Origin of the sequence: Brumimicrobium sp., assembly GCF_048268645.1 — a bacterium.
Lineage (GTDB): Bacteria > Bacteroidota > Bacteroidia > Flavobacteriales_D > Crocinitomicaceae > Brumimicrobium > Brumimicrobium ulvae.
Genome location: NZ_JBLWVE010000001.1, coordinates 709,026 through 727,564, shown reverse-complemented (window position 1 = coordinate 727,564; position 18,539 = coordinate 709,026). Strand labels below are relative to the sequence as shown.

Sequence of the window (18,539 nt, the reverse complement as noted above, 5' to 3'; positions counted from 1 at the left end):
ATACAACTTTTTTAGGGAACAGAAATGATTTTTAAAAGAAATTTAAAATGGGTAGGATGACAAGAAAAAATTGAATTCAAAAATTCAATTTAAAAGGAGGTGTGTTCATCGGACATTTTGGTCTACTTATCGAATTTATTACAAATTTAATCGTTAATTCATAAGACTAAACCAAAAACGAAACAGACAAACACCTCATAATTTCTCATTTAGCTTTCCAATATTGAATAATTTTATCAGTGTATATTTATCTAATTTTAAGTCGAATAAGTCAAAACTTTCAAAATTGTCACGTAAATATCCCTCAACATAAAAACCGTAGCCTTTGTATTTTAAAATCGTGATGAAATCAAAAAGCAGAAAAATAGCATAGTGAATTATAACTATAGAATTTGTACATTTATATTTCATATGATTAAATTATCAAAATATCTACTGTTGATTGTTCTGACGATGAGTCTCTCGTCTTGTTTTGAATTAATTGAAGACACAACGCTTCATGCAGATGGGAGTGGATCCTATAAACTGACATTAAACCTCAGCTCGAGTACAACAAGAATAAACTCAATCATGGCCATGGACACCATTGATGGAAAAAAAGTTCCTTCTCGTCAAGAATTGAAAACTAAAATGCAAGAATACATTTCTATGCTTAACTCAAAAGAAGGGATTTCATATGCTGAAGGCTCTTTAAACACGGAGAATTGGATCATCAAGCTCGATTTAAACTTTGCCTCTTTAGCGCATTTAAAAGCTGGGTTGATTGATTTAAGTAAAGACATTAATCAACACGAAACTTCAGAAGAAGTGAACCAACTAAAGTTAAGTTATGTCAATGGAGTTTACCAAAGGGAACTGGGCGCTTTTATTCCTGAAAAATGGAAGAAAGAAGTCAAATCGGACGAGGATTTTTCACGCCTCAAAGAAGGGAAATGTATTTTTATACAACGATTTGACCAAGAAGTTTCTGAAGTGAGTTCTACAAACGCCCGCATTTCAAAGAGTAAAAAAGCAGTTATGCTTCAACTTTCACCACTTGAAATCGTTAACAATCCACAAAAAATAGATTATTCAATAAAAACTGTTCATTAACTAATCGATAAACGATTACTATTAATTAATTTCGCTCTCAAATTCAATACAATGAAAAGAATATTATCACTGCTGCTTTTTACATTTAGCCTGGGTATTTCAAATGCCCAAATTCAATATGTTCCCGACTCAGTTTATTTCGTAATGGAGGTAGACCTAGGAAAGGTTGTCAAATCTATTTCTCTTGAAGAAATCGACAAGTTGGAAGTTACGAAAAGCATCTTGAGTGAATTGAACAATACTCCAGAAAATGACATTCAACTTTCAGATTTAGGTGTTGACTTTAATTCTAAACTTATCGCTTACCTTGCTGAAAAGGACAATCATTCCAACACAACGGTCATTATCCCAATAAAAGACATGAATAAATTCATTCAAACCTTTGATGATTTTGATCAGTTGACTTTGAAAAAGGAAAAGCTTTTGATAAAAGAGGACTTAATCATTTCAATGGTCGGAAATACATGTGTCATTACTCAATTGGATTGGAAGAATTATTATTTTTCTTCTTTAACAGAAGACCTCTACACTGAAAAAGGCTGGGAACTACCGGAAGATTATTATTTTATTTATGGTTATGATTTTATCGACTTTGAAGATGAGGAATACTATGATGAGGAAATCTACTATGAAGAAGAAGTTTATGAAATTGAGGATGCAGTTGATGCTGAGGAGACTGAAAGCATTGAAGAAGATTACTTTGAAGAAGAAGATTACAATTATGAAGAAGACGCCTACATTGTTGATGAAGAAGATCTAAAGTATCAAGAAGAGTTAAAAGAAAGACTTCGCGAAGTTTTAGATTCAATCAAAACAAGCGAAGAAGAGTTAGTCATTAATGAGCACCTGACATTTTTAAAAAACCCTAAGAATAACCTACTTGCGAATGATCCTATCTTTAAGGATGTAAGTTCACAAGTTTCAGACGCTAAAATATTTTTGAATCCTTTCTTAAATCCAGAAACCACGAATGGTTTTGAATTCATGCCTTTTAGAAGAATATTGATTCCAGAATTTGATGAGCTTAGACAATTTGCCTTCCTCAACTTCAATACTGAAGGGATTCAAATTGATTGGAAATTAAAAAGCTCGGAAAAACTCGGAAAAGTGTATAATAAAGCGGCATCTGGAAAACTCAATAAAGACCTATTAAAATATATTCCTGATAATGCACAAGGTTTTGGAGTTTACAATGTAAATACATTCGGTGCGTATGAGCAATTAAAAGAAACATACTTGCCTATTTTAGATGCTTCTGACGATGGAAGAGATGTTTTAGCAGGAGCAGTTTGGTCGACCATTGATGAATTCATCAATATGGAGGCGATAAGCTCTGTGTATCCTCCAGAAATTCTTTTTTCATATGCAGGTTTGAAAGAAGTAGAATTGCCTAAAGTTACTTATGATTATGACGAAGAAACTTTTCAATATACAGAAGTAGACACTACTTATATTGAGCATATTCCAATGGTTAATTTCGTAATAGCAAACGAACGTGCTTATCTATTGAAAAAGTACTTCAATGCAATCATGAAGTTTGAAGAGGACTTAATTGTTGATAATGGAAATTATTACACCATACACGAAGACCCGATGAATATTGGTTTCCCTTATTATATAGCAATAATCGAGGACATCATTCTAATTACCAACGATGAAGAAACAGTGATCGATCATTTAGATGGATATTCAAAAAAAGCTTTTCATAAATCGATTTACAAGAAAGCCAAGAAGTCTAAAATGTTTTATGCTCACTTAGACCTAACACAACTCAATAAGGATCTTATTAATGTCTTTGGAAGAGGTGACGAATTACTGACGCGTTTTGAGGACAAAACAGCGAAGATAGATTTTGAAATGACTTCATCAAGTAAAGACCAAATGAACTTCAGCATGAAAATGAAGACCAATGAAAAATATAAAAATGGTGCTCATTTTCTGTTTGACCTACTCAATGAAATCCATAACATGGGTAAATAAATAAGCCCTAGACAAGATGAAGTTTTACATAAAAATCGCTATTGCATTCTTCTCTCTTCTTTTTGGAGTTGTGGTTTTGATGGATTACTTCACCATACAGAAAAAGCCAAAACAGTTTCTTCTGATAGATAAAATTGAAGAAAGTGGTATAGCTCTTCATGCCGATCTTTCTGAAGTATTTCAAGATTTAGATACCTATAGTAAAGTCTCTGACCTAAATTTAGGAGAAAGAATTATTTACAATCAGGTGAAATATGAGTTCCTTAAATCTGGTCTGAACATCAACAAAGTGTTTGTTACGTTTAACCCTGTTCAAAGCGAATCATTTTCTTTTTATGCTGAAATTCGCGACCATGAAATGTTCCAAAAAACTTTTCAGAGGCTCACCAAAATGTTTGATCTAAAATCCGCTGAGGTACCTTTCTTTTATTCTTCCCCCAATGCAAGCGTAAGTATAGAAAAACACCAAAAGTACATCAAGGTCAACTTTGGCAAAAATGCGGGGAATTTAACTCCAAAAAAAGTCACAAATGCTAGTCCTTTGATTAAAGAGTTATTAAAAAACCCTGGGATTGGCGTAATCAACACTACTGGAACACCTCAATTAGACTCCAATGACTATGCAGTGTTTTCTTATGAATACAATGAGCACTACCACCTCAACGTTGAATGGAAAGTTAAATCGGGGCACCCTTTACAACCAAAAGAAAGTACTCTTCCTACCTATTCGTCGGTGAAAGATAATATAGTAGCATATACAAACATAGATTTACACAAGTTTCATCAAAATTTGAATCCATATCTCAAGGAAAAAGGCCTTGTATTTCTAAAAAATCAGTCTCAAGCTACCCAAGATTTTTTAGCCTTGTGGAATGGCATAGCTTCTCTTCAAATAGGTGGTAAAACAACCCGTAAAACCATTGAATTCGTCACAGAGTTTGATGATGATTTTAATCAAATAGAAAAAAAGATTGTTAAAATTGACAGCCTCCCTGACCTCGGTTTTTATTGGGAAACCCAAGATCCGAAAAAGTCAATGGACTTACTCTTGAAGATGCCAAATGTTAAGCTACATGAAAAACAACTTCAACTTGCATTGTTCCCACCGCTCAATGTTCAACTTGATCAAAAAGCAATTAAGGCGGCTTCAAAACCCAGCAATTATGTTTCGTCTTCTAGTGCGTACATTCTTTACCTTAATTCTAATCACAACATTGCAGAAGGAAACCTAAAAATAAAAAGCGTCTCAAAAGAGCTTGTTCAATTAGAGTTCACCTTAAACAATCCTACTATTCCTAAAAAATCAAGCCTCCCATCCTTTTGGTAAATAAATATAGTCCAATCACTTAGCTCCTCCATTTATAGTTTTTATTACTTTTTTATTATACTTTTATCAGTACATTAAAAAACGCTAATATGAAAACTATCTTATTTACACTTTTGGGGCTACTCCCCCTTTCAATCTTATCTCAGCAAACCATTACCTCTGTCTCGAATGGAGTAGCCACCAACCCACTTGTTTGGGATTGCTCTTGCTTTCCAAATACTTTTGACAACGTAATTGTAAATCACGACATTGTGATGACTACTGACTGGCTCATTAACAATGGTGGTTCGGTCACTGTTAATTCGGGAGGAAGATTAACACAAGACACCCAAAGCTTTTCTATTCTAATTGATGGAAATGGTTCTAATTTTGTAAACCATGGAACCACTGAAATGACCAGTTTTGCAGTAACCAGCGGAGCAGAAGTTACAAACCATCACATCATCAGTCTAGATACAGCTTTATGGGTCGGAACAGGCTCAACATATACCAATCACGGAAGTACTATTGATTTAGACAGCACTTATAATCAAGGAACATTTATCAATAACGGCACACTTAAAGAAGGTGATTTATTGAATGATGGGACATTTACAAATACTGGGTATGTGTTAGCCGACTCTTTAGCCAATAGAGGAACTTTCACCTCAAGTGCTGGAAATATAAAAGCCTTTGCCTTCGGTAACAATGCGGACTTTGAACTCAGTGGAACTTCATTCATGCACATCACCAATGATGCATACAATGATGGCCAGTTGACCCTAACTATGGGGAGAGATTTGTATATAGGCAATGATTTCGCAAACATCAATTCAGGTTCTGGTTCAACAGTAACCAACGATGGGATGGTTCAAGTTTCAAACGATTTTCTTAACACGGCAATTCTGGAAGGTTCTGGCGTGTTCTGCATGAGTAACCTCAGTACAAACACGGGTTCTGTGCTTGGTACTTTAGACATCTGTGACAATACTGGAATGGGATATTTCGACCTAAATACAGGTACAATTGCACCTGGCGTTACAGATTGTATATCGGGTTGTAGCGTAGCTACTGATCAAGAAGCCTTAGGTCAACTCACTGTATTCCCTAATCCTGTAGTGAACACACTTCATATAGATGGAACTATTGAAGGTGACTTCAGAATTGTAGATTTAGCAGGAAAAGAAATTCTTAGTGGAGAAATACAATCAGAAATCGACATGAGTAATTTCTCACCGGCAGTTTATTACATCCATTTTTATACTCAAAACGGAGCTTCTACAATAAAATTTATTAAACAATAAGGGGTTATCTCAAATTATGCATCTCCAAGAAACAACTTTTTCAATTCAGTTGCATCTTGGGGATTCATTTTTCCTGCAAGAATTAAACTTAATTGCTTACGACGAAGTGCACCCGCAAAGCGTTCTTTTTCCTCATCAGTTTCTGGAATAAGCTCTGGAACACTTATCGCTCCACCGTTTTGATCTACTGCCACAAAAGTATAAATAGCCTCACTGTGTTTGATGCGTTCACCAGAAACCTGGTTTTCAACATAAACATCAATAAAAATCTCCATTGAACTATTAAAAGCGCGAGAGATACTGGCTTCTACGGTTACCACATCTGACTCTTTAATTGCCGATCCAAAAGAAACATTATTTACAGATGCTGTTACCACCACTCTCCGGCTATGTCTTTGTGCACAAATTGCAGCTGTAACATCCATCCATCCAAGTAGCGCACCTCCAAATAAATTCCCATGTGGATTAGTATCGTTTGGTAATACTATTTTTGTAGTTACCGTTTTAGATTCTGAAGGTGTTTTTGCTTTCATTTGAAATATTTTTCACAAAACTAATACAAGCAAAAGACATACGACTAATTCTTGCAAAGATATTTTCATCTCATTGTGAAATGTTGTGAATTGACCATTCAATCTATATTTCTTGGTTAAACTTGTCTTGATTCACTAAAATATTAAAGAATCCTTTAACTTTGCTTGTTATGAGTTACACCGTATTAAAAGCATTACACATTATTTTTATGGTCAGCTGGTTTGCTGGACTATTCTACATCGTACGTTTGTTTATTTACCATACAGAAGCACAAGAAAAAAACGAGCAAGAAAGAACCATTTTATCTGCTCAGTTTAAAATCATGGAGCGCAAGTTATGGTGGATCATCACCACACCAGCAATGATTTTAACTGTAGTTTTTGGAACGTGGATGTTAATCAAAAACCCGGCACTCTTAAAAGTGGGTTGGATGCACATTAAATTAACTTTCATTGTGCTTTTGCTGTCCTATCATTTTATTTGTCAAAAACTCATGAAAAAACTCGAACGAAATGAGTTTTCATGGAGTTCAAATCAACTGAGATTGTGGAATGAGGTTGCTACACTTGCCTTGGTCGCTATTGTTTTTTTGGTCATAATGAAAAACAGTTTAAACTGGATCTATGGCACAGTCGGTTTCTTTGCCACAGCAGTTGCACTAATGATTGGAATAAAAATTTACAAACGTTACAGAAATAAGTAAAATGACATATATTGATACTCACGCACACCTTTATGTTGATCAATTCGATGAAGATAGGGATGCTATGATTCAACGTGCTCTAGACAATGGTGTGCGAAAATTATTTCTTCCAAATATTGACCTTTCTTCCATCAAAAAAATGGAGCAAATGGTGCTTGACTATCCCGATGTTTGTTATTCCATGATGGGCATACATCCTTGCGACGTTCAAAAAGATTGGAAAACTCAATTTGAGGAGGTAAAAACACATTACAAAAAAGGTCACCATATCGCAATTGGAGAAATCGGCATTGATCTGTATTGGGACAAAAGTTTACAGGCCGAACAAACGGCTTCATTTCGTGCGCAAATCAATTGGGCAAAAGAGGAAGGACTTCCGATAGTTATCCATTGTCGTGAGGCATTCGATGAAATATTTGAAGTACTTGACCAAGAAAATGACGAGCGCCTTTACGGTGTGTTCCACTGTTTTACTGGCAACGAAGAGCAAGCTCAACGCCTATTGAATTATGGCGGTTTTAAACTGGGCATTGGCGGGGTGGTGACCTTTAAAAATAGTGGTGTCGATAGAGCGATAAAGAACATTGATTTAAAACACATCGTATTAGAAACCGACGCACCTTATCTTGCTCCATCGCCATTTAGAGGGAAAAGAAATGAAAGTGCTTATATTCCATATATTGCAAAAAAACTTTCTGACATTCACGGCATAAGCGAAGAAGAAGTAGGAAGAATTACAACGCAAAATGCTTTAACCGTATTTAATATAAAAGCATAATCATGAAGCAATCAAAAGTTTTATTGATCTATACAGGTGGAACCATTGGAATGATAGAGGATCCTGAAACAGGTGCACTTACGGCATTTGATTTTGATCATTTAAGCGACCAAATCCCTGAACTTTCACGCATCAATGCAGAATTAAAAGTCGTTTCGATGGGAATGCCTATTGACTCATCAGACATGAACCCGATGATTTGGCAAGACATTGCACAACAAGTTGTTGATCAATATGAATTATTTGATGGATTTGTTGTTCTGCATGGTTCAGACACAATGGCCTTTACTGCGAGTGCATTAAGTTATATGTTACAAGGAATTAAAAAACCCGTTATTCTTACCGGATCTCAACTGCCTATCGGTACAATTCGTACAGATGGTAAAGAAAATTTGATTACCTCGATAGAAATTGCAGCATCAAAAGACAAAAACGATGAGAGCATAATTCAAGAAGTTGCAATTTATTTTGAGTACTCTTTATACCGAGGCAATAGAACTTCTAAAGTTTCAGCACACGCGTTTGAAGCTTTTGTTTCTCCAAATTATTTAGAATTGGCAGTTGCTGGTGTTGACATTAAATACAATTCATCCGCATTTTATAAAACAACTCTTCCCGAATTAGATTATAAATTTAAAATGGATGACAGGGTAGCTTTAATGAAGATATTCCCTGGATTTTCTACTCATGTCTACAAAAGTATGTTTGACATAGAAAAGGTAAAAGCGGTGGTGATTGAATCTTTTGGCGCTGGAAACGTACCAAACAACACCGAATTCTTTAAAATGATAAAGGATTATATCGAAGCTGGGGGAATTGTGATCAACATTACGCAATGTTCTTCAGGAAGCGTTTCTTTAGGAAAGTATGCCAACAGCACCATGCTAAAAGAAATAGGTGTTTTAAGTGGTGAAGATTTAACCACTGAAGCAGCAATAACAAAGATTATGTACTTGTTGGGGAATTACACCCAAACGGAAGACATCAATCGCCTAATGCAATCCTCTTTGGTAGGTGAACTAACAGAATACACGCTGTAAAGAAAATACCGGAACTACAATAAAAACAAATTATTTTTGGTCCCATAAAAAAGCCGTCTTCATTTCTCAAGACGGCTTTTTAGTATTCTAAATTGGAGATATGGTTTCTATCCTTATTTTAATAAGTGTCTACATAATCTCTCTTATGTATTATTAGGTCTATCCTTAATAAAGTAGAAATTCCTCGGCGTTTTCATTCTTCCATAGAATAAAAAGGCCGAGGAATCTCTTTCAAACAGTTTTTGGAACTTCTACTTATATAGACTTCCAATAAATACTTGGTAGAACTGAACTATCTAATTCCGTATCTTCTTAGTTTTCTGTTGTCAATTACATCCGCTGACTTGATAATAGACGCACGGTGTTGACTCTGAAGTGTAGTTCTGTACTGAGACTTCAACTGCTCAATTTCTGCTGAGTAATCAGTTGTTTCTCCTGCTGGTGTTGTTTGATCTACTCTTAAAACAAACACACCGTTCGAACCTTTAACAGGTACTGACATTTCTCCATCTACTAATCCAGAGAATGCAGTTCCAATAATTTGAGGCTCACGTCCTACAGCAACGTTACTTGCAGAGAAAGTAAGTCCTTCATTGTTTACTTTCACTCCTAAATCTTTAGCCAATGCTTGAAGATCATCGTTACCTAACATTTTATCAATAAGGTATTGTGCTTGCTTTTCTTTTCTTAGTTCTGCACGCATTTGGTCTTTCACCAAGTTTAAGGTAGGAACACCTTCTTTTACGATATCAGAAACAAAGGCTACAATAATACGGTTTTGGTCACGGATAGGTGATGAACTAATGTCCCCAGCCTTAACTCCGTCTTCATAAGCTAAACGCAATAATCTACCTTCAGCAATTTCATTGAATCCTGCAACACTTGGGTTCTCATCTTGAATCGTTGCAAAACGAACATTGTATCCATTGTTAACAACGAAAGTATCAAAGATATTTGCTTTTTCTTCAAGCGATTTACCGCTGAACATATCATCTAAATCGTAAATGTAATTTGATGCGATACTGTTTACTTGATCTGCAGTAGTTTTTGTGGCTTCAACCGCTTTTACAACTTCGGCAAGAATAGGTCGTTTTGTAGCTTCACGATCTAACACTTCAACGATATGAATACCGTAACTTGTTTTAACCGTACCTAAAGAACCGATTGGTTTATTGAATGAAAAGTCATTAAAAGGAGCAACCATTGTTCCTGGTGCAAACTTCTCATATTTACCTCCATTGTTCTTTGATCCTGGATCTTGACTAAATTCAACAACCATTTCCTCAAAATTCTTCTTCGCTTTGATTACTCTTAAGATACTATCGGCTTTTGCTTGTGCTGCATCAAACTCTTCTGGTGTTCCTGCATTCAACAAAATGTGACGTACAGTTGCTGTTTTTTCATCTCCAAAACCTAAAACTTTAGAAATTGTAGCACCATTTTGTCCGATGTATGGCCCTACTACATCACCTACTTTTGCGGCTTCCATCTCTGCGGCAACTGAAAGTGGATAAGTTGGTCCTTGTTGCGCTGATCCAGCTGGACGAGCCATTGAAGTAGAGTCATTCGCAAATCTTTTTACCGTACTGAATCTCAACACAAATAAAGAATCATTTTTTGCTTCTTGAAACTTAGGTTTCAATTTCGATAAATAATCAATTGCATTAAGCGTATCCGAAGAGCTTGGTTCAATAGGAAGAGCAAAGTAAGAAATCTTACGACTTGCTTTTTGATTGTATTTTTTATCGTTTTTGTGTTCATTGAAGTATTTCTCAACCTCTTCGTCTGTTGGTTCCGAAATTGCGTCGTTTGGAACTTGCGTAAAGTTTTGGAAAACGTAAGAAACAGTTTTTACAGTATTCTTTGCATTGTACTCGTGTTTACCTTCTAAAGTTGTTGAATGAACACCAGCCGATAAAAGAGTATTGTACTTCTCATTCAAACGTACTTGACGGATATAATCCATAATATCGTTGTACTGTTGAATGTTGTCTGGATCGTTAGAATCTAAAAGACCTTCTAAAGCATTCCTCAATTGATCTGGGGCAAATTCGCCGGTAACAGAATCAGTAAACTGCATTGAAATACTTGAAGGAGTATAACCGTTTTCGCCATAAAGAATGTTTTCAATCTCTATCTCGTCAACAATCAATCCGATTTTCTCATATTCTTTCTCCATCAATCCCTCAACCACAGCAGTACTCCATGCTTGTTGCACAGCAGATTGCTCATCCGCTTCAGTATATGTTGGTTGAACTGTAGGATTTTTCTGTTGCTTATCTTGCATAATGTTATTACGCGCGTTGTTAAGGAAAAGATTGTATTCTTGTTCGTCAACCTTTTCACCGTTAACGGTTCCAATACCATAGACATCCTCTTGAGGTCCTCCCCCCATGGAGCCTAAGTCACCTATAATAAATGCAAGCATTGCAATACCTATTACTGCAATCAAAAGCCACGATTTCTCGCGTATTTTTCCAATTAATGCCATTTCTTCAGTTTAATTTAAGGTTGCGAATATAATATTATGTATCAAAATATGAAAGGATAAAGCAGCATAAAAATTCATTCTTACTGATTTGTAAGAATCTTAAGACGAATAACTTCAATTCTTCGGTCGGTAACAGCTTCTATTCTCATGCTGTATTTCTCCAGTTCTAGGATGGTTCCTTCTTCAGGAATAGACTCTAAATAATGTAGCACCAAGCCCCCCAAGGTCTCATATTCACTAGACTCTTCAAGGTCTAAGCCATAAGCTTCATTCAGATGGTCAATATCTTGACGGGCAGAGAATAAGTAAGTCGTTTCATCGACCTGTTGTTCAAGCAATTCGTCGACATCATGTTCATCTTCAATATCACCAAAAATCTCTTCTACAACGTCTTCAATTGTAATTAAACCAGATGTTCCTCCATATTCATCAACAACAATAGCGATATTCCCATGTTGTTTAGCGAATAATTCCAATAAATCTTTGGCCAAAACAGCTTCTGGTACAAAGGCAATCGGAATTAGAATTTCTTTAATGCGTTTGGGCTTCTTAAAAAGTTCAAAACTATGAACGTAACCAATTATATTATCGATGGTATCTCTATAGATCAACACCTTAGACAAACCTGTATCTATAAATATATTTTTTAATTCTTCGATTGAGCTTTCAATATCTAAAGCAATAATATCTGTTCTTGGGATCATACAGTCCCTGGCCTTAACCTCAGAAAACCCTATTGCATTTTGGAGAATTTGCATCTCATTGTCTAACTCTCCCTCTTCTTCCATTCTTTCGTTAAGATCTCGCACATAGTGATCAAGGTCTATTTTGGAAAAGGCGACCTCTCCATTTGAGGTATCCATGCCGAATAAACGCAAAACACCATTACTGATGGTCATTGTAAAAATGGTTAATGGATATAAAAGGGCGTAAATTACCATCAATGGAAATGAAAGTAATTGCAACACTCTATTGGGGTTAATTTGGAATGTTGCTTTAGGCAAAAACTCTGCCGTTACAAGTATTAGAAGTGTTGACAATACAGTTTGAACCAACAAAGTAGCGACTTCGCTCTGCCCAACCATTGGTGCAATCCATGGCTCCATCAATTGTGCCATCCAAATCCCATACACTACCAATGCAATGTTATTCCCCAAAAGCATAGTCGCAATAAATCGACTATCATTCTTCACGAAGTTTGACAGGATTTTCCCTGAAAAGGAACCTTTCTTATTGTCCAATTCAATTTTTAAACGATTGGCGCTCAAGAAAGCGATCTCCATACCAGAAAAAAAGGCTGAAGCGGTGATGGCGATAATGATGATAATTATACTCGCGGGGTCCATATTTAATATTAAGGTACTAAATTTAAAAAAAATAATGGGCTATAATAAGTCTTGCCCAATATCTTTTCGATAGTACGCTCCTTCGAACTCAATATTTTTTATACTGCTATACGTAGTCTCAATTGCTGATTCAATGTCTTTCCCGAAAGAAGTTACAGCCAAGACACGGCCTCCTGCTGTTGTTACCGCTGGACCATCCGCCGCTGTTCCCGCATGAAATACTAAACTTTCAGTAGCCGCATTTAAACCGTAGATTGTTTTTCCTTTTTGATATTTCTCAGGATAACCACCAGAAACCATCATCACAGTAACTGCAGAACGTGGGTCCAATTCAACATCACGCTCTGAAAGCGTTTTGCTAGCAACACCTTCAAATAAGTCCACTAAGTCTGATTTCAATCTGGGTAAAATAACTTCTGTTTCAGGATCTCCCAAGCGGCAATTGTATTCTATTACATAAGGTTCTCCACCAACATTAATAATTCCAATAAAAATGAATCCGTTGTACTCAATTCCATCAGCTTTTAACCCCTTAATGGTTGGTACAATTATTTGGTTATATACTTTATCTGAGAACTTCCCTTCTGCAAATGGGACTGGAGAAACTGCACCCATCCCTCCTGTGTTAAGTCCTGTATCTCCTTCTCCAATTCGTTTATAATCTTTTGCTTCTGGAAGGACTTTAAAACCATCTCCATCAGTCAAAACGAAAGAAGACATCTCTACTCCTTTTAAAAATTCTTCAATCACTACTTTCGCTCCAGCTCCACCAAACTTATTGTCCAATAACATGGATGAAAACTCTTTCTTCGCTTCGTGTAAATCTTCAAGAATCAACACTCCTTTTCCTGCTGCTAAGCCATCCGCTTTTAATACATAAGGTGGTTTTAAAGCGTCCAAAAAGGCAAAACCTTCTTTAATTGTAGCTTTGGTAAATGTTTTATGTTTTGCCGTTGGAATGTTGTGGCGATTCATAAAATCTTTAGCGAAATCTTTACTCCCCTCCAATTGAGAAGCTTCTTTATTTGGGCCAATTACTGCCACTTTAGAAAGCGCTTCATCTGCTTTAAAAAAATCAGCAATCCCGGCTACAAGTGGAGCTTCTGGTCCCACTACAACCATGTTAATGTTTTTTTCAAGCACCGTTTTTTTCACTGCCTCAAAATCACAAGGATCAATTGATATGTTGTCGCCGAAGGCTCGCGTTCCAGCATTACCTGGCGCAATAAAAAGAGAATCTAAAGCACTGCTTCTTGATAATTTCCATGCTAAAGCATGCTCTCTTCCTCCTGAACCTAAAAGTAATATTCTCATTGCTATCTATTTTGAGCTGCAAAGTTAATATTTCGAGAGTATAGAACTCAATAACTTTGTAACTTTTCACAATTATAATACGATAAACAGTATAAAGTCATTAAATTTGTTCGCAAATTCATAGTTTTCAACTGCTATAACTATAGTTAAATATGAAATAAATCGTCATTTTAACCGTAGTGTTGAGAACCAGAAAAAAATCTTGTAATGAAAAGTTTGTGCACATTTACTTTTATCCTTTTTAGCTTACTCTTTTTCACTTCTTGCGGTCAACGTAAGCAAGCTAAAAATGAATTAACCCGAATAGAAAATCAGGACACAGTTCAGGTTGAAAAAAACTTACTTTTTGGATTTGACCTAGCGGAATACGAAGTGCATTTTGATACGGTAAAAAAAGGTTGGACTTGGAACAATTTATTTGCTAATTTTGAAATCGACCAGCACACCATCAATACAACCGCTGAAAATTTAAAAGACAGCTTAATTGGATTAAAATATATCGTAGCTGGAAAGCCGTTCACAACTTTTAAAGCGAAAAAAGGAAACAAGGACACACCAACCTACTTGGTTTATGAACCGGATGCTTTTTCTTACATCTCATTTGATTTTAGTACAGATTCTGTACAAGTTAAAAAAGAGTTTCGACCTGTAGAAATTAAGGAAAAGATGGTGAGTGGTGTCATCCAGAAAAACTCGAACCTCTCTGTTGAAATGGGTAAGAATTTTGAATCCTATATGATGACCGCTTCACTCACTGATGCTATCGAAGGGATTTATGCTTGGAGTGTTGACTTCTTTAAACTTCAGGTTGGTGATAAATTCGTTGTGGTTTATGATGAGAAAAGCGTTGATGGAAAACCTTATGCAGTTGACAAAATTAATTATGTATGGTTTGAACATGCAGACCAAGGTCTATATGCTTTTAACTATACCGATTCTACAGGTGAAGTTTCTGGGTTTTATGATCAACTAGGAAATGAAATGAAACGACCTTTCTTAATGTCACCCCTCAAGTTTTCTAGAATCAGTTCTTCGTTTAACATGAACAGACTTCACCCAATTTACAAAACAAGAAGACCCCATTTAGGGACAGATTATGCAGCTCCAACAGGGACCCCCATCTTGGCTACTGCTGATGGAACAATCTCAAGGGCTTCTCGTAGTCGTGGAAATGGAATTTATGTAAAGATTCGCCACAACAAAACTTACGACACACAATATTTACACATGAGTAAAATTGCCGATGGCATTAGAGAAGGTGTACGTGTAAAGCAAGGTGATGTTATAGGATATGTTGGTTCAACAGGAGCAGCAACAGGTCCACATGTTTGTTATCGATTCTGGAAAAACGGAAAACAAATCAATCATCGTGCTGAGAAATTCCCTAAGTCAGAACCGATGAAAGAGGAGGTCAAACCTTTGTATTTAGAACATATTTCGCCGCTAAAAGAAAGATTAGAGTCTGAAATCACAAAATTAAAGCAGAGCGCTGAAACAGCGCCTGAAGCATAATTTAATTCAATACGCGTGAAAGTAATAATTGTAGGTGGTGGTTTATCCGGAATTTGCCTAGCGCATGAATTAGAGAATCATAAAATAGATTTTAGAATCATAGACGAGAACGTCAACTACAGTTCAAAAGTAGCCGCAGGAATGATTAACCCAATGACTTTCCGGCGTATGATTAAAACCTGGAAAGGCGATGAACTAATTCCAACTCTAAAGTCATTTTATCCGAAGATTGAAAACAAAATCGGTCATCGATTCTTCTTTCCCATAAAATTGAGACGCGCTTTTGCCTCGGCACATGAAAGAGAACTTTGGATTCAACGGCTAGCTGAAGCGGAATATTCGGCCTATGTAAATCCTGTTGAGTCTGTGGAGGACACTCCTGATTATTTTCACGACACTTTTGGAAATGCATTCATCAACACGCCAGGATATGTTGACGCTAAAAAATTTATGCAGCACAACCACGAATACTTTCTTCAAAATAAGAAACTCGAATACGCTTCCTTTAATTTTGATGAATTAGACATAAAATCCAAAACCTATCAAGGTAAAACATTTACACACCTCATCTTTGCTGAAGGTTATCGCGGGGAAGACAATCCTTTCTTCAATTATCTTCCTTTTAAGAATGCGAAAGGAGAAGTGCTCACCATCGAATCGGATATTTTTCAAAAAGATGAAATATTGAATCGAAAGTGTTTTCTTTTACCTACACAATATGATAATTTTAAATTGGGGTCTACCTACAAATGGAACACTAAAGACCCTTCTATCACTCAAGAAGCAAAAGATGAGCTTTTAGAAACCTATAAAGGATTAAGCGATGTTTCAATCAAAATTATTGATCATGAAGCAGGCATTCGTCCAGCTGCAGCAGACCGGCGTCCAATGATTGGAGAACATCCCGAACTAAAAGGGCTTTACATTTTCAATGGAATGGGCGCAAAAGGTTATATGATTGCTCCTTACTTTGCCATTGAATTCATCAATTTCATCGTTGGCCAAGGGGAACTTGATAGAGAAGTTAATATTCAAAGGTTTTACAAGAAGCATTATAAAAAATGAGTTTACTCAGGAATTAAAAATTAAATCAAATTTCCAACATTTTCAAACTTTGCTTGTTACCTTTGTATAGAAATATGAATCATAAAATTTAAAATTATGTATCCAGCAGAATTAGTAGCTCCAATGAAAGAAGATTTAACTTCAGTGGGCTTTGAAGATTTAACAACACCAGAACAAGTAGATAACATCATAAAAAACACAAAAGGAACTTTATTAATGGTAGTCAACAGCGTATGCGGTTGTGCTGCAGGCAATATGCGTCCTGGAGTAAAAGAATCTCTAAAAGGAGAGGTAAAACCAGATGCTTTGGCAACTGTTTTTGCAGGTGTTGATGGTGAAGCTACAAACCAAGCAAGAAAATACTTTTTGCCTTACCCTCCGTCTTCGCCTTCAGTAGCAGTATTTAAAGATGGTAAATTAGTTCACTTCCTAGAGCGTCACCACATTGAGGGTGTTACTGCTCAAATGATTTCTGACAATCTTCAAGAAGCTTATAAAGAATTCGCTTAGTTAACTTTAAGCACACATACAAAAAGAGGTGATTCATGTGAGTCACCTCTTTTTGTTTCTAATAAATTGGTTTTACCACGAATTTAATGGAAGTCTATGATAAGTAGAAGTTCCAAAAACTGTTTGAAAGAGATACTATTTGACAATGATTTTCTTTGTACCTAATTGATTTCCTGAGTGAATATTTACAAAGTAAACTCCTGACTCCAAATACCCCACAGGTACCGTCAATATTTTCGCTTGAATTGGATCTTGATTACTAAAGACAACTTCACCCGCTTGATTTATTATTTCAATATTCTCAATATTTCCTTCATCTAACTCAATGTTTATTTTTTCCGAACTAGGATTTGGAAATATTTTAAATTCTGCTGCTGATTCTATAGTATTGACACCGCTTGTTGTATAAATGTCTTCATAATAGAAAGTAAATCTCTGACCACCTTCAGAATTGTCAAAAACCCAGGAATTACTTAATTCATCCCATTCATTTGAATATACACTGGTCAATAATTGATCATTATAGATAAAATTAGTTTTTCTGTATCGCTTAAACGCTTCTGTTGTAGCGTCCCAAGTTGAACTTACAAGCGCTGTAGGTACATTATCAACATAGGCTATCTCAGCAAGATAACTAGGTTCTATTGATTGGTTTAAATCGTCCTTCTGATTTAAGTAAAATTCAACAATGTTACCATTTACATCATACGAATAAACTTTCTTAAAGTGTAATTCTAACCCATTCCCATCCAAGTTTTGATACTTATAGACCGTGTCACAAAAACCTTCAATATTATAGTGATACACTGTACTGTCCATTAGTTGGGCATTCCACTCACTTGATATACTATCCCATCCCTGCGTCAAGCGTTCTTCTAAAACAAGACCGTTATAAATAAATGAATCTTTTAGTTTAGGTCGCCATTGTTGATTTGCTATACCCTCATAATGAACTGCATCAATCATATTAGAGTTGTTATCGTACTCCATTTCTAATTTAACAATGGGCTTCCATACATCATCTAATGTATAAAAAAAATACTCAACCGAATTAAGATCACCATTCGCAGCATATTCAAATTCATATTTTTTATTTGGTTTCCATTCATTTAGATAATTAAGGAATAATGATTCCCGCTTCAACACTTCACCATTTAAACCTAATTCATAAAACGTTTTTTCTATTTCTTTAAAATAATACCCCAGTTCATTCCATCTATATTTGACACTATTGGTTTTTACATCACTTAAATACAATTTTTTTTCTACATAGTCAGCCACAGGTTTTATATAATCATAATGTGCCCCAAAAAATAAAAATCTATATTCATGGTGATCTGTTGAGCCTGTACCTTCTCCATAAGACCATAAATAGCGTAGCGAATCAAGGGGACATAAGCACCCGCTTCATCAGAAACCTCGCCATGAACAGCCTTTAATCTGTAGGTGTTTTGTGCAAATAAGGAAGTCCAACTGTAAAACCATTGAACGACTAAAAGTAGTATTGTAATTTTTATAATTCTCATAGTGTTATTATTTTTAAAGGCAAGTTACAAAACACTTT

General features: G+C 35.7%; 16 protein-coding genes. 10 read left to right on the top strand and 6 right to left on the bottom strand.

What is annotated here, in order from left to right:
* The first annotated feature begins 411 nt into the window (after positions 1-411).
* The 4 genes from ACN0U3_RS03030 (at position 412) to ACN0U3_RS03015 (ending at position 5,682) form a co-directional block, all read left to right on the top strand.
* On the top strand, positions 412-1,092 hold the full coding sequence (locus ACN0U3_RS03030; RefSeq protein ID WP_417265087.1) for a hypothetical protein: 681 nt from the start codon (positions 412-414) through the stop codon (positions 1,090-1,092).
* Between the two features lie 51 nt (positions 1,093-1,143).
* Positions 1,144-3,072, top strand: a complete 1,929-nt coding sequence (locus ACN0U3_RS03025) for a hypothetical protein (protein ID WP_417265086.1) — start codon at positions 1,144-1,146, stop codon at positions 3,070-3,072.
* Between the two features lie 16 nt (positions 3,073-3,088).
* The gene (locus tag ACN0U3_RS03020) at positions 3,089-4,399 is read left to right on the top strand and encodes a hypothetical protein (RefSeq protein WP_417265085.1); all 1,311 of its coding nucleotides are present in this window, start codon (positions 3,089-3,091) and stop codon (positions 4,397-4,399) included.
* 89 nt (positions 4,400-4,488) lie between these two features.
* Positions 4,489-5,682 carry a T9SS type A sorting domain-containing protein gene (locus tag ACN0U3_RS03015; RefSeq protein ID WP_417265084.1) on the top strand — a complete coding sequence of 398 codons (1,194 nt, stop codon included), beginning with the start codon at positions 4,489-4,491 and terminating at the stop codon, positions 5,680-5,682.
* A 14-nt stretch (positions 5,683-5,696) separates the two neighbouring features.
* Here ACN0U3_RS03015 and ACN0U3_RS03010 read toward each other — a convergent pair whose 3' ends face one another.
* Positions 5,697-6,215: an acyl-CoA thioesterase gene (locus ACN0U3_RS03010; RefSeq protein WP_299206430.1), complete on the bottom strand. Its 519-nt coding sequence runs from the start codon at positions 6,213-6,215 to the stop codon at positions 5,697-5,699.
* Positions 6,216-6,385: 170 nt separating this feature from the next.
* On the opposite strand from ACN0U3_RS03010, the gene hemJ reads away from it, so the two are divergent.
* The 3 genes from hemJ to ACN0U3_RS02995 are packed head-to-tail and all read left to right on the top strand — an operon-like array spanning position 6,386 to position 8,737.
* On the top strand, positions 6,386-6,919 hold the full coding sequence (gene hemJ / locus ACN0U3_RS03005) for a protoporphyrinogen oxidase HemJ (RefSeq protein ID WP_417265083.1): 534 nt from the start codon (positions 6,386-6,388) through the stop codon (positions 6,917-6,919).
* 1 nt (position 6,920) lies between these two features.
* On the top strand, positions 6,921-7,697 hold the full coding sequence (locus ACN0U3_RS03000) for a TatD family hydrolase (protein ID WP_417265082.1): 777 nt from the start codon (positions 6,921-6,923) through the stop codon (positions 7,695-7,697).
* Positions 7,698-7,699: 2 nt separating this feature from the next.
* Positions 7,700-8,737: an asparaginase gene (locus ACN0U3_RS02995; protein WP_417265081.1), complete on the top strand. Its 1,038-nt coding sequence runs from the start codon at positions 7,700-7,702 to the stop codon at positions 8,735-8,737.
* Positions 8,738-9,029: 292 nt separating this feature from the next.
* On the opposite strand, the gene ACN0U3_RS02990 is transcribed toward ACN0U3_RS02995, so the two are convergent.
* The 3 genes from ACN0U3_RS02990 to purD all read right to left on the bottom strand — a co-directional run bounded on the left by ACN0U3_RS02990 (position 9,030) and on the right by purD (position 13,888).
* Positions 9,030-11,228 (bottom strand): peptidylprolyl isomerase, encoded by a 2,199-nt coding sequence (locus tag ACN0U3_RS02990; RefSeq protein WP_417265080.1) that lies wholly within the window; start codon positions 11,226-11,228, stop codon positions 9,030-9,032.
* An 80-nt stretch (positions 11,229-11,308) separates the two neighbouring features.
* A complete protein-coding gene (locus tag ACN0U3_RS02985) occupies positions 11,309-12,574 on the bottom strand; it encodes a hemolysin family protein (RefSeq protein WP_417265079.1) in 1,266 nt (421 codons plus the stop codon).
* 39 nt (positions 12,575-12,613) lie between these two features.
* Positions 12,614-13,888, bottom strand: a complete 1,275-nt coding sequence (gene purD / locus ACN0U3_RS02980) for a phosphoribosylamine--glycine ligase (protein ID WP_299206418.1) — start codon at positions 13,886-13,888, stop codon at positions 12,614-12,616.
* 207 nt (positions 13,889-14,095) lie between these two features.
* On the opposite strand from purD, the gene ACN0U3_RS02975 reads away from it, so the two are divergent.
* From ACN0U3_RS02975 to ACN0U3_RS02965, 3 genes are all read left to right on the top strand, one after another.
* Complete coding sequence (locus ACN0U3_RS02975; RefSeq protein WP_417265078.1) at positions 14,096-15,400, top strand: peptidoglycan DD-metalloendopeptidase family protein; 1,305 nt, start codon at positions 14,096-14,098, stop codon at positions 15,398-15,400.
* 15 nt (positions 15,401-15,415) lie between these two features.
* Positions 15,416-16,465: an NAD(P)/FAD-dependent oxidoreductase gene (locus tag ACN0U3_RS02970; RefSeq protein WP_417265077.1), complete on the top strand. Its 1,050-nt coding sequence runs from the start codon at positions 15,416-15,418 to the stop codon at positions 16,463-16,465.
* Between the two features lie 96 nt (positions 16,466-16,561).
* Positions 16,562-16,975, top strand: coding sequence for a BrxA/BrxB family bacilliredoxin (locus ACN0U3_RS02965; protein WP_299206412.1), 414 nt, complete (start codon positions 16,562-16,564; stop codon positions 16,973-16,975).
* Between the two features lie 135 nt (positions 16,976-17,110).
* Here the strand turns inward: ACN0U3_RS02965 and ACN0U3_RS02960 are convergent, their stop codons facing one another.
* Complete coding sequence (locus ACN0U3_RS02960) at positions 17,111-18,256, bottom strand: T9SS type A sorting domain-containing protein (RefSeq protein ID WP_417265076.1); 1,146 nt, start codon at positions 18,254-18,256, stop codon at positions 17,111-17,113.
* 5 nt (positions 18,257-18,261) lie between these two features.
* Positions 18,262-18,501, bottom strand: a complete 240-nt coding sequence (locus tag ACN0U3_RS02955; protein ID WP_417265075.1) for a hypothetical protein — start codon at positions 18,499-18,501, stop codon at positions 18,262-18,264.
* Between the last annotated feature and the right edge of the window lie 38 nt (positions 18,502-18,539).

Coding starts and splice junctions, on each gene's coding strand:
- ACN0U3_RS03030 (WP_417265087.1), top strand. CDS start 412: ATGATTAAATTATCAAAATATCTACTGTTGATTGTTCTGACGATGAGT.
- ACN0U3_RS03025 (WP_417265086.1), top strand. CDS start 1,144: ATGAAAAGAATATTATCACTGCTGCTTTTTACATTTAGCCTGGGTATT.
- ACN0U3_RS03020 (WP_417265085.1), top strand. CDS start 3,089: ATGAAGTTTTACATAAAAATCGCTATTGCATTCTTCTCTCTTCTTTTT.
- ACN0U3_RS03015 (WP_417265084.1), top strand. CDS start 4,489: ATGAAAACTATCTTATTTACACTTTTGGGGCTACTCCCCCTTTCAATC.
- ACN0U3_RS03010 (WP_299206430.1), bottom strand. CDS start 6,215: ATGAAAGCAAAAACACCTTCAGAATCTAAAACGGTAACTACAAAAATA.
- hemJ (WP_417265083.1), top strand. CDS start 6,386: ATGAGTTACACCGTATTAAAAGCATTACACATTATTTTTATGGTCAGC.
- ACN0U3_RS03000 (WP_417265082.1), top strand. CDS start 6,921: ATGACATATATTGATACTCACGCACACCTTTATGTTGATCAATTCGAT.
- ACN0U3_RS02995 (WP_417265081.1), top strand. CDS start 7,700: ATGAAGCAATCAAAAGTTTTATTGATCTATACAGGTGGAACCATTGGA.
- ACN0U3_RS02990 (WP_417265080.1), bottom strand. CDS start 11,228: ATGGCATTAATTGGAAAAATACGCGAGAAATCGTGGCTTTTGATTGCA.
- ACN0U3_RS02985 (WP_417265079.1), bottom strand. CDS start 12,574: ATGGACCCCGCGAGTATAATTATCATCATTATCGCCATCACCGCTTCA.
- purD (WP_299206418.1), bottom strand. CDS start 13,888: ATGAGAATATTACTTTTAGGTTCAGGAGGAAGAGAGCATGCTTTAGCA.
- ACN0U3_RS02975 (WP_417265078.1), top strand. CDS start 14,096: ATGAAAAGTTTGTGCACATTTACTTTTATCCTTTTTAGCTTACTCTTT.
- ACN0U3_RS02965 (WP_299206412.1), top strand. CDS start 16,562: ATGTATCCAGCAGAATTAGTAGCTCCAATGAAAGAAGATTTAACTTCA.
- ACN0U3_RS02955 (WP_417265075.1), bottom strand. CDS start 18,501: ATGAGAATTATAAAAATTACAATACTACTTTTAGTCGTTCAATGGTTT.